Source organism: Cupriavidus sp. GA3-3, assembly GCF_000389805.1.
Taxonomy (GTDB): Bacteria; Pseudomonadota; Gammaproteobacteria; order Burkholderiales; family Burkholderiaceae; genus Cupriavidus; species Cupriavidus necator_D.
Genome location: NZ_KB944475.1, coordinates 19,786 through 31,648, shown reverse-complemented (window position 1 = coordinate 31,648; position 11,863 = coordinate 19,786). Strand labels below are relative to the sequence as shown.

Annotated in this window: 10 protein-coding genes; 7 read left to right on the top strand and 3 right to left on the bottom strand. The window is 67.9% G+C overall.

What is annotated here, in order from left to right:
* The 7 genes from C265_RS32665 to C265_RS12940 all read left to right on the top strand — a co-directional run.
* Positions 1–223, top strand: a 223-nt coding sequence (locus C265_RS32665) for a hypothetical protein (protein WP_210401222.1), incomplete at its 5' end; no start/stop codon positions are given.
* A gap of 37 nt (positions 224–260) precedes the next feature.
* The gene (locus C265_RS12965) at positions 261–1,559 is read left to right on the top strand and encodes a hypothetical protein (RefSeq protein WP_010811756.1); all 1,299 of its coding nucleotides are present in this window, start codon (positions 261–263) and stop codon (positions 1,557–1,559) included.
* Positions 1,560–1,610: 51 nt separating this feature from the next.
* Entirely contained in the window at positions 1,611–3,689 is a 2,079-nt protein-coding gene (locus C265_RS30990) for a hypothetical protein (RefSeq protein ID WP_010811755.1), read from the top strand.
* 21 nt (positions 3,690–3,710) lie between these two features.
* On the top strand, positions 3,711–4,796 hold the full coding sequence (locus C265_RS12955) for a hypothetical protein (protein WP_010811754.1): 1,086 nt from the start codon (positions 3,711–3,713) through the stop codon (positions 4,794–4,796).
* A 59-nt stretch (positions 4,797–4,855) separates the two neighbouring features.
* Complete coding sequence (locus C265_RS12950) at positions 4,856–5,722, top strand: hypothetical protein (protein WP_010811753.1); 867 nt, start codon at positions 4,856–4,858, stop codon at positions 5,720–5,722.
* Positions 5,719–6,393 carry a hypothetical protein gene (locus C265_RS12945; RefSeq protein ID WP_010811752.1) on the top strand — a complete coding sequence of 225 codons (675 nt, stop codon included), beginning with the start codon at positions 5,719–5,721 and terminating at the stop codon, positions 6,391–6,393. Before C265_RS12950 ends, C265_RS12945 begins: the two co-directional genes overlap by 4 nt.
* A 12-nt stretch (positions 6,394–6,405) precedes the next feature.
* Positions 6,406–7,461: a DUF4438 domain-containing protein gene (locus C265_RS12940; protein ID WP_010811751.1), complete on the top strand. Its 1,056-nt coding sequence runs from the start codon at positions 6,406–6,408 to the stop codon at positions 7,459–7,461.
* Between the two features lie 192 nt (positions 7,462–7,653).
* Here C265_RS12940 and scpA read toward each other — a convergent pair whose 3' ends face one another.
* Genes scpA through C265_RS12925 form a run of 3 tightly spaced genes read right to left on the bottom strand, consistent with a single transcriptional unit; the run spans position 7,654 to position 11,853 of the window.
* Positions 7,654–9,732, bottom strand: a complete 2,079-nt coding sequence (gene scpA, locus C265_RS12935) for a methylmalonyl-CoA mutase (RefSeq protein WP_010811749.1) — start codon at positions 9,730–9,732, stop codon at positions 7,654–7,656.
* Entirely contained in the window at positions 9,729–10,565 is an 837-nt protein-coding gene (locus C265_RS12930; protein WP_010811748.1) for a Pnap_2097 family protein, read from the bottom strand. The genes scpA and C265_RS12930 overlap by 4 nt, the downstream gene beginning before the upstream one ends.
* 1 nt (position 10,566) lies before the next feature.
* The gene (locus tag C265_RS12925; RefSeq protein ID WP_010811747.1) at positions 10,567–11,853 is read right to left on the bottom strand and encodes an MSMEG_0569 family flavin-dependent oxidoreductase; all 1,287 of its coding nucleotides are present in this window, start codon (positions 11,851–11,853) and stop codon (positions 10,567–10,569) included.
* Positions 11,854–11,863 lie beyond the last annotated feature (10 nt).

The window sequence follows — 11,863 nt, the reverse complement described above, 5'->3', positions numbered from 1 at the left end:
GCTGTCGCAGCCGCTGGTGCCTGCGGCGCGCCGGGCCACGCCGCGCGGCCGCGGCGCGCAGGCCGCCGCGCGCACGATAGCGCCGTTAGCGCGCCGTGTCGCGGCAACCGGCCCGCGCGCCCAGTCCCGCAGCTATGGCGGCCATGGCGTCGGCTGCCCACACTGCGGCGGCCGTCGCATGCATGTACGTGGGCCGGTGACCATCATCGTCCGTGGCGCATGAATCGTCGCCAGTGACACCGATCGGAACGGGGCCGGCCATGAACCTGCAGCGATTCCTGAGCGCAAAGATTCGCGGCCTGTCCGCGCGCCTGTCGCGGCTGGCCCGGGTCGACAACGCCTTTGTCGGACTGCGCCCGCAAGACATGCCCCATGCGCCTTCGCAGCAACATTTCGACACGGCCAACGCGCGGCTGGCCCAGGCCGAGCAACGCATCCGCGCGCGCTTCGATCAGATCCTGCCGGACTGGCAGCAGAGGCCTGCGCAACGGGTGTTGATCGACGTGGCGCTGGTCGAGCGCGAACTTGACCGCGCGCGGCGGCTGTTCGGCATGTTCTACGAAGTGTTCGCGCAGCGGGGCACGAGCTTCGGCCCGTCGCTCGCCGCGCACGACGTCATCGCCGAAGACTGCTACCGCGCCGTTCGACGCGCCGCGCCACGCGTCTTCGATGGCCCGCTGCTCAAGCCGGTCTGCTACATGGAGCACGGCTATTCTCCCGCGACGATGCGCCGTGGCGTGGCGCTGTCGCGGCTGCTCGGCGAGGCCAATCCCTTTCCGCTGATCCGCATACCCTGGGACCGAGACCAGCCGTGGCAATCGGTCTTCCTGCATGAAGTCGCCCACAACCTGCAGGCCGACCTCGGCATCTGGAGGGAAAACCGCCAGGCCGTACTCAGGCGCACCATGGGCAAGACGCGCGATCCCTTCCTCGCCACCGTCTACGGCCGCTGGCACAAGGAGATCTTCGCGGACCTCGCGGCCATCCTGCTCGGTGGCCCGGCGGCGGCCTGGGGCATGGCGGATTTCCTCGCGCACCCCCAGCCGCGCACCATGACCTACCGGCCCGGCGGCGCGCATCCCACCGCCTACCTGCGTGTCTACCTGCTGGCCGAAATGCTACGCCGGCTCGGCTTCGCGCGCGACGCCGCACGGTTGTTACGGGTTTGGCAAAACCTGTACCAGCCCTCCGCCGGGCACCGCATACCCGCCGCGCTGATGCTGAGCGTGCCGCGCATCGTCCCGGACGTCGTCGACGAGATTGCGTTCCAGACGCGCCGCAACCTCGCCCAGCGCGCCCTGGCCGACATCATTCCCTTCTCGCGTGACGACGAGGCGGCCATTCGCGAAGGCGCGCGGCTGCTTGCGTCCGAACGTGAAACCGGACTGCCTCCCCGCCACCTCGTGAGCGCCGCGCACTACGCGATAGTGGACGGGCGCATCCCGCCGAGGCGCCTCGCGCACTGCGTGATCGGCCAGCTGAGCGCGCGCATGGCCTCGCGACGCCCGCGCGCAGCGCCGTACGAGCCGCAGCCTGCGCTATTGCACCTGGTGTCGTAGGCGCGCACGACAACACACGCATCACGCCGTTCAACGCAACAGAGGATCACCATGGCCTATCCCGCGATTCCCCAACCGGTTCCGTCCGGCTCCGACGGCAAACCCATGAGCATCGGAAACAGCCAGCGGCTCGCCTTCGATACCCTGCTGCGGCGCGAACTGAAGATCGGAGATCCCAACGACGCCCAGCAGATCGCGAGAGCATTGCTGGACCGCTACCAGTCCGACGCGCGCGCGCAGGGTATCGGCGGCGAGGCTCAGGGACTGCCGTTCCTGAATACCGCGGCTCCACGGCCCTCGGCCATCGCTGCGCCGGAGGCGACCGCGACCAATCTGGATCTGGATCAGGCCCGGGCGGATGTGGAGCAGGATCTGCAGCAACTGATCGCGAGCAACCTGACCAAGGACATCCGGCCAGAGCTGGAGGGGTGGCATCAGACCCTGTCCCTCACCATCGACGATGGCGTCGCGGCGGCACGCCAGTCCCTCGACCCCTACAGCCGGGACCGGGCTTTCGCCGCACGGCGGCGCCTGGGCGAATATGCCAGGCTGGCGCGGATGGTGGGCGCGCTGTCCACCGAGCTGAACGAAAGCTATCGCAATCTCGGGCAGAGCCTCGACGAAGTGGCTGCGGTGCTTCTGGTGTTGATGGGCGAGGCGCTCGCCAATACAGGCTTCCAGGGCGGGCGCACATTACTGCGCGTGCCCTACTCTGAACTGCAGGCGCGGCGCGACCAGGTGCTGGTGTGCCTGCGCAATATGTCGGGCGTGGCCCAGGAATCGCTGGACCAGAACACGATGCCGCGAGGCCTGGCCGCCTATCGCGGCCTGCACGCCAGTCTCGAAGCGCATGGCCAGTCGGACCTGCGGGCACTGCTCCACGAAGCCGACCTTTCCCGTGCGATGGACGAAATGATCCAGCTGTGTGCGGGAGGCTCGAGCGACGGGCTGCGCCGGGTCGGCGCGACCGCATGGAACATGCTCGGGCGGTTCTCGCGCTTCGTGCAGGTGACGCTGCACCTGCCGGTCCGCGACGCGCCACCGCTGCTGGCGTTTCAGGACGCCTTGCAGTTGTTCGTGGACGGCTTCCAGGCTTCCGGCGGCCTGCGCCTCCTGCGCATTGCGCGTCCCAGCGTACTGATGTATGGCCTTTACGGAGGGAGCGGCACCACCTTTGCCGAGCAGCGTCTGATGAATCTGGTCAGTCTGCGCGGCAGATTTGCTTCGACCATCGACTGTGTCACCCGTTGCGACTGCGACCCCGATACGCTCAAGCTGCAGGTCCTGCTTGACCGTGTCCTGCACGATCTCGACCGCGCAATCGATCTCTACGCCAACGGCACCGAAGAGTTTGGCATGCCGGAACAGCGTGCCGCCGCCCACGCCATCCTTGCGCTGGCGCTGCGTTACCCCGATGTCTGGCTCGATGCCGCTGCACCGATGAAGGACATCACCAATCCCGACAACCCGACGGGCGCAATGCTGTCGGAAATGGCCGCACTGCTGATCCCGGCAGGGGTCAGCTTCGCCGCCCCGCAGGATCCGGTCATCCCCGCGCCCCAATGGCGTGTATGGGACAAGCACACCATTGATCACTTCGATCTGACGGGGCCGGCAGGACCGACACCGCTCGCCTGGCTGATGCATGGCGAGCTTGTGCTCCAGCTGCAGGCCGAGCGCGCACTGCGGCCCATCGTCGAACAGATGACATCCGGCTGCATTCCGGCCTCGGATATGCTTGCAGATGCGACGCTCGCCCCCGTCTATCACAGTCCGCCACATATGGGGACCTTTGGCAATATCGGAATGCTGCCGGGATACCAGCGCGGCGCGTTGATGATGATCGAGCAGCGCGTGCCCGAGTGGCACCGGCGCAACCGCGACTATCGCGAGCACGCCCCGCAGATTCCGCCGCATCCGGACGGCTCGATCGATCGTATCGCGCACGAGTTGGGGGAACGGAATCGCCGGCGACTCCTTACGCCGGGCACGTCCGCCGTGCCGCCCGCCGCTGCCCCCGCCCCTCTCACTCCCGGTGCGGCTGATGCCTTCGACGGCACCGAAGGTACTGGCGCCGACGGTAGCGGAGCGGGCCCTGCGGGTCCCGACGGCGGCCCTGCCAAGGCCTGACCCCCGACGACGGAGCGCATCATGAACTTCCAGACCACCGAAACCATTCAGCGCCTGTGGGAGACCTTTCTGCAGGAGCAGCTGGCCAGCCTGCCGCCCGACCAGCGCGACGCCTTCGCCTCGCAGTTCGAGCAGCGTTACTCTGAACTGTTGTCCAAACCCAATGGCAGCGGGGAGGAAGGCTTCTTCGATCTGCTCGGCCTCGGTCCGCAGGGGGCAGTCGGCTTCGAGAAGATCGGCTATCCCTATGTACAGCCTGACTTCGACGATTCAATCATCCCGAGCCAGTTGCATGCGGCTGCCGAGCTGTACTTTATCTATCAGCACGAGCGCATGAAGATCTTTGAGGTGGTCGAGACCCTGCTGCGCTTGTTCCGCCTGGGGAAGATGCGCATCCAGCGCGGCCCCGGCGCGCGCGGACTCTATCTGCTCGAAAAATGGCGGCCACTGCGCTACACCCGGCAGGACCGGATGGTGGCCTATCGGCGCGCCTTCAACTATGGCACCGCGCAGGCCCCGGCCGGCGCAGTGGTCAACCGCAATTTCCATCGCCAGATGGTCGGCTTCATGGTGGCGATGGGCCAGTACTTCCGCGATCTGCTGATCGGCGAAGTCATCCGGGGCGGACAGCTGATCGACCAGCGTCCCTTCGGCAGCGTCGGCACCATCCAGCGCATCGGGCTCGACCTGCGCTATGCGCTGGACCGGTCTACCTACGGCAATATCTTCGCGCTCGCGATGGAAACCGGGCATTACCTGATCCAGGTGCTCAAGCTGCTGGATTCGCCCGACATCAAGAAGGCCTTTGACGCCAACACCAAGTGGGATGTGGTCGAGATCGTCTCGAATCGCTATCTCGGCGGGGTGGCCGAGCCCTCGCAACGGGCCAAGATGGCCGAAAGCGGCCGGCGGATCCTGCAGTTTGTTGCGGACAATGATTTCAAGACCGCAACCGATCCGATCCTGTTCCAGAGCGTGGTGCGGCCCATGGGCGCGCACGCGGAAGCGTGGGTCGCCGCGTACCGGATGACGCCCGAGGGCCGAGGATTCCCCGGCGTGACACACGCGCTGAACAGCGTGCTCGGCGTGCCGCAGGCTGCGGCCTGACCGTGGCGCGCCGTACATTTGCGCATCCCTGACCGCGGCTGACACGGAGACGCCCCGCCATGCATGCTGAGGACATGATCGTATCGGTACGGCAACGCAAGCTCGCCTGCATCCTCGATCCCGCGCTGGTGCTCGGGTCGCCCTGGGGGCCGAGCCTGGCGTTGCGGCTCACGCGGGTGCTGGAGCCCTGGCTCACGCGCGCGTTCTGGCAGGTCATCGATGCGAGCGAGATGGTACTGCCGAGCCTCTCGGCCAACGGCGCGGCGCTGGACAGCGGCGGCGCCGTGCCGAGGCCGCTCGAACCCGCTCTGATTGCGTGGATCGCGATGCGCGACTGCACCGATGCCGCGTCGTGGCCGTTTCGCTGGGTCGGAGACAACGTGGCCGGTTCCCAGCTCGGCGACGCTGCCGACCATGCCGTGGTCGAGCGCTACGAGGTCCTGCTCGACGCCCTGCTGCGCCGCTGCGAGGGGGCAAGGCCGGCGCTCGGCCCAATGCCCTCCCCCTGGTGGGATCCGCTCGCCATCGCCCTCGACACGCTCGCACTCTCCGCCACGCTCGATGCCGCCATCGTGCTGACCACGCTTGATGGTGACGGCGCACCGTGGCCGGTGCATGCCCTGTGGCGAAGCGGCGTCGACGTGCGGCATCTGGACCCGCTGCCTTCCGAATCCCTGTTCGGCGCCGAGCGCTCGCTGCTGCGCGACGCACTGGCAGCGGCAGGAGTGGCCGGGCTCGCCGAACGCCTGCCCAGGCTGGCCGCGCTGCATGTAATGGCGTCGTCGCCGCACCATGCTTGCGTCGATGGCCCGCTGGTCGGGACCGGCCATCATGCCGACCCCTGGCAGCAAGCCACCGCCTGGTGGTATCCCCTTTGCCCCACCCCGGCGATCGGCACACCGGCCCCGCGAGGAGCCGAAGCATGAGCGCAGCAATCGACCAGTTCGTCGACGCCATGCTTGACGATGCCGTTCGGCACTGGACGCGTGAGCGCGGACGCGCCGGGGATGCCGACCCTGCCGTCGGCCGCAACGAATGCCTGCCGGCCTCGCGCGCCCGGCATCTGGCATGCCGTGATCTGGCCGCCGCCGAGGCCCGGCCGCGCGGGCAGCGTCCGGCGCTCATCGTCATCAATAACCTGCGTGGCCGTTGCGCCGAGCAGATCCTGGTCGAACGCCTGTGCCTGCGCGGCTTCGATGTGCGCAACCAGCTCCGCATCGGCCCGCGCAGAGGCGGCTCGGTGCTCGATCTCACGCCGATGCCGGCTGCCCCCAAGCGCCTGCCGGCAGGCCTCGAAAGCAAGCTGCTACACGCAACCGATTACCGCGACGCCAACGGACGGCTACGCCTGAGCCATCTTGCGCGACAGGTGGTGCGCGACGTGGACCAGGTGCGGCGCCATATGCGCCAGTCCCGGACCAGCGCCGTGCCCGGGCTGCCGCAGCGCGTGCGCCTGTTCTATCAGGTCAGCGGACGCGTGACCGATGCGGAGCTGCACCATATCGCGCACACCGTCTACGACGCCGTCGCGGCCGAGAACCGGCGCGCGCCGGGACAGCCGCAGATCGCCGCCACCGTGGTGCGCAGGATGCGATAGGAGATGGCACCCATGTCCCGCCCGATTCCGCTCGTCCAGCAAGCCCTGTCCCGTCCGGCCGGCCGCGACGGTGCACGCCCCGTTCCCCGAATCAATGCCGACGAACTCGTGGCGGTGTCCGTCCTTGGGCAGATCGCGCATCCCGTGGGGCGCGCCTCGCCCTACCGCATTGGCTACGACGGCGTGCCGCGCGTCCTGCCGGGTACCGGCGGCATCGTGGTCAATAAGCGCATCGGCGATCCTTGCGTCGGGTTGGCGGGCGACCATATCGAGCCGGGGGTCGCCCTGCACAACAACGGGCGCGAGATCGTCGGCCCACGCGACGGACCCAACAGCGCCCTGCTGACCTATGCCTGCGTCGGCAATCCGGCCCGTGTGGTCAACGGAGCGTGCGCGGGCCGGACTGGTGTGGTGACGGGCAAGCACGGCGGCGTCAACCACGTGCTGGTGGACTTTCCCACGGAGGTGCTGGTGCGCCTTTGCATCGGCGACCGCATCCAGGTTCTTTCGCATGGACTGGGATTACGACTCCGCGACTACCCCAGAATCGAAGTCCTCAACTGCTCGCCGCGCCTGCTGGCGCGATGGGGCCTGCTGGAGCGCGATGGCCAGCTCCATGCGCCGGTCACGCATCTGGTGCCGGCGCGCGTCATGGGCTCCGGGCTGGGAAAGAACAATGCATGGCGCGGGGATTACGATATCCAGCTGTCGGACCGGCAGGCACGTGAGCGCTACCGTCTGGGCAGCCTGCGCTTCGGCGACATGGTGGCGATCATCGGCGCCGATACGCGGCGGGGGCCGCGCTACGCCAATGACCGCGTGACCATCGGCGTCGTGGTACACGGCGACAGCACGGTCAGCGGGCACGGCCCGGGCGTGACGCCGCTGCTCACAGGCCCCGCCTCGCTGCTGCGGCCGCTGCTCCGCCCGCAAGCCAATGTAGCCGAAATCCTCGGCGTGCGGCGAGCCGCGCCGCCACGTACCCAGCTGACACTGCCGGAGCGCGACCGGCGCGTTCGTTGCGCGGTGCCAGAAGCGCCACCGCGGCTGGCGTTCGCCACGCGGTAGGGCGAAGGTTCTGGTGCAAATACGAAACGCGGGAAGGTCGCGACCCGGTTGTCGGACATCTCAGCAAGCGGAAGCATCGCCATCCAGGCGGCACGCCTCTGGCCGCGGCCGTGCAGGCGCTGCTGCCGCTGTGTATCACGCATGCGCCCGGCTACATGCTGGTGGGCGACGTGGCGATCGAGGACGTCACGCTTACGCCGTAGGCATCCTCGACAACGTGAGCGCAGCCACGATGGTGCTCACGATGATCTCCATCGGCGTGCCCGGTCCGAAAATCCCCTGCACGCCGCACTGGCGCAGCAAGCGCCTGTGGTCTGCCGGAACAATGCCGCCGACGAAGACCGGCACATCGAGCGCGCGCTGCCGCAAGGCGTGTAGCAGCACCGGCAGCAGATCCAGATGCGCGCCGCCCAGCGTGGAGATGCCGATGGCATCGAAGTCGCCATCGCAGGCGGCAGATACAACCGCCTCGGCCGACTGGAACAGCGGCGTCAGTTCGACGACGAACCCGGCATCCGCAAGCCCGGCCGCCACCGCTTTCGCACCGCGGTCGTGGCCGTCCTGGCCGAGCTTAGCCACGAGTATCCGGGGCGCACGGCCAAGCCGCTCGCGCAGCGCACTGACGCACTCGCAGGCCGCCAGCCATTCCGTGTTGCCAGCGCGAGCCGTGCCGTACAGCGCAACGTCGTAGGACGCCCGGACAGTATGGCGCGGCCAGACCTGGAGCAGCGCCCGGGTACATTCCCCGACCGTGGCGCGGCAACGCATGGCATCGATCGCACAGGCTAGCAGGTTGCGGCCGCCGCGCCTGGCCGCTTCGGTCAGCGCCGCCAGCGCATGCCTGGCCGCGGCGTCATCGCGGCGGCTGCGCAGCGCGTCCAGGCGGCGTGCCTGTTGCACGCGCACCTGGGTACCGTCGATCTCCAGGCATTCCTGGCCATTGTCGTCGGGCTCCTGGTAGCGGTTGACACCCACCACGACCTCTTCCCGCGCATCGAGCCGAGCCTGCGTCCGCAGCGCATTCTGGTGGATGCGCCGCTGCACCCAGCCGGATTCGAGGGCTGCCAGGATGCCACCCTCAGCGTCGATGTGCGCCAGCACCGCGCGAACCTCCGTCACCATGCGGCCGGTCAGCGACTCGATCAGGTAGGAGCCCGCCCACGGGTCCGCCACGTCGCACAGGCCAAACTCATGCTGGAGGATCAGCTGCGTATCGCGGGCCAGCCGCGAGGCCTGCGCGCCCGGCAAAGCCAATGCCTCGTCAAAGCCGTTGGTATGCAGCGACTGCGTACCACCGAAGATCGCGGCCATCGCCTCGATCGTGGTGCGCGCGACATTGTTGAGCGGCTGCTGCGCGGCGAGGGTCCAGCCCGAAGTCTGGCAATGCATGCGCATGGCGGTGGCGCGCGCGCTGGTGCCGCCCAGCTCGCACACGATGTCGTGCCACAGGAGCCGCGCGGCGCGCAGCTTGGCGATCTCGACGAAGAATGGCTTGCCGACGCCGAAGAAGAAGCTCAGTCCGCCGCAGAATGCATCGACATCAAGGCCGCGCTCTCGCAGCAGGCCGACATAGGTCCTGGCATTGGCCAGTGTCAGTGCCAGTTCCAGCACCGGATCGGCGCCTGCTTCCTGGAAGTGATAGCCCGAGATCGACATGCCGTTGAACTTCGGCGCATGCGCGGCCAGCCATTCGACCACGTCGGTGGCGATGCGCAGCGACGGCTGCGGCGCATGGATCCAGGTGTTCCGGACCATGAACTCCTTGAGGATGTCGTTCTGGATGGTGCCGCGCAGCTGTTCGAACGGGACGCCCCATTCCTCGGCCGCGACCAGGAACGCTGCCAGTACTGGCAGCACCGCACCACTCATGGTCATCGATACCGACACACGGTCCAGCGCAATGCCATCGAACAGGCGCCGCACATCGTCGACCGAGTCGATGGCCACGCCGGCCATGCCGACATCGGCCTGCGCCAGTGGATCGTCAGAATCATAGCCGCGATGGGTCGGCAGGTCGAAGGCCACCGACAAGCCCTGCGCGCCCTGCTTCAGGGCCTCGCGATAGGCGAGGTTCGACGTCACGGCGTCGCCGTATCCCCCGTACTGGCGGATGGTCCATGGCCTGCCGCGGTACATGGAGGGATAGGGGCCACGAACGAACGGGGCCTCGCCGGGCATGCCGCCCAGGTGGCCAAGACCAGTCAGGTCGCCGTGCCCGTAGACCGGCTTCAGCTCAAGGGCGCCTGCCGGGTCATCCCGTTTCGCGTTCATCGTTGCCTCCACCGCTTCTGCGTGACCACATCTGCGATCTTCTCGCCGTCGCGGCTGCGCCGGATCTCACACCAGTGCGTCAATCCTTCCTCGTCCTCGCGCAGCGCGGAGAAGATCAGCTCCAGCGACTCGCCGACATTGACGTTGCCATGGAAGAACAGGTCCCGCGCGAACACCGTGGGCGGATCCGCGTCGCGGCGCCATTGCCATTCCGCGCGATCGACCATGGCCTGGAAGCTGGCGAAGTACAGCAGGTCGGCGCCATTGAAGTCGTTGCAGGGGCACGGCAGGTACTCGGCGGCGTGGCAGACGCGATGCCGGGCCTGATCGAACCCGAGATGCATGCCCCAATCCCCGCCGCGAAAACGCCGTGCCAGCAGCGACAGTTCCGCCGCCTGTGCCGACGGGCCGGCGCCGGCCCACTGCGCGGCCACGGTCGGCATGGTGCGCACGACCGAGCGGTTGTCCCGGTCACGCGTGCGGCGGATGAAGGTGGACAGCATCGTCACGCTGGCGCGGCAGTCCCCATGCATGTCGACCGCATGTTCGCTGAGGTGCTTCACGCCACCCGCTGGCACGATGTGCGAACCGATGCTGAACCCGGCGTGCTCGCCGACCGTTTGCGGCGCGGCGTCGCGCACGCGGATCGCGGTGAACGCCGCATACACCGGATTGCCCTCGGCATCGCGGAAGTCCGGCACCCCCAGGCCGGCGCCGGCGGCCAGCAGGCGCCAGTGCAGGTCGCCGCAGGTCTTCAGCAGCCAGTTCTCTGACAGGCCGGTGTATGCCAACTGGGGCATGCCGGCCACATGGCGCGAGACGACGGCTTCCATGTCAGGCGGCCAGCGCGGTGTCGGCCCGGCCTGCGGCGACCAGGGCGGCCAGGTACTCGGCGTCGCGCGCGATGCCGGAGAATCGCCCCGATCCCCACGTGTGCAGCCAGGGCAGGCCAAGAAAGTACAGGCCGGCGTGTGCGGTCACGCCACGTTCGTGGCCCGGATAGCCGCGGCCGTTGAACACCGGCACTTCGAGCCAGCTGAAATCCGGCCGGAAGCCGATGCACCAGATGATCGAACCAATGCCGGCTGCCTGAGGATCAAGTTCGGTGCGCTCGGCCGGCGGCGTCCACACGGGCTCATAGACGCTCGGCGGCGACGCCTCGATACCTCGCTCCGCGATGAACTTGTCGATGCTCGCGTTGATGCGGTTGTAAGTCGCATCGGCATCGTCCAGGTTGCGACGCAGGTCCGGCGCAAAACGCAGTTGGCCTTCGAGGTAGTCGTCGAGCAAGCCGTAGAGCTCCATGCCCTCAGTGGCAAACCTGCGCAGGTCGATATCGCGCCCGCCGTCGCGGCCGGTGACATAGTGATTGGTGTTGTCGCGAACGCCCTCGCGCAGCGGATGCTCGGTGACCGGCAGGTCGTAGTATTTCATGTCCGCGAGCCAGTCCACGACGTCCCGCCCGCGATAGAAGCGCGCGCAGCGCGGCGCCTCGCCGACGGCCAGGTACACCTTGCGGCCGGCCAGGTGCAGGTCTTCCGCAATCTGCGCGCCCGACTGGCCCGAGCCGACCACGAGCACCGCACCCTCGGGCAGCGACTCGGGATTCCTGTATTCAGACGATTGCAGCTGCCGGACCGACGCCGGCAGGCGCTCGGCCATGCGCGGCACGATCGGCGTGTGATAACCGCCCGAGGCCACCACCACCTGGTCTGCGGTGAATGCACCCTGGCTCGTCACCACGGCAAATCCCCCCTGAGCGCGCGCCTTCACTTGCCGTACCTCGGTGTGCTCGAGCACCGGTGCGCCGACCGTCCGGATAAAGCCATCGAGATAGGCCGTGATCTCATCCTTCTTCATGAAGCCGTGCGGATCATCACCCTGGTAGGGATAGCCCGGCAGCGCGCATTGCCAGTTCGGCGTCACCAGGCAGAACGCATCCCAGCGTTGCGTGCGCCAGGTATGCGTGACGGTGTGCTTCTCGATGATGAGATGATCGATGCCGGCCTGCTTCAGGAAGTAGCTCATCGATAGTCCGGCCTGGCCGCCGCCGACAATGATGACGCCGTAGTGCCTGGGTTCTGCGGCCTGGTCCGGATTGGTGTAGATGACGTTGGACATGTTGGATCCT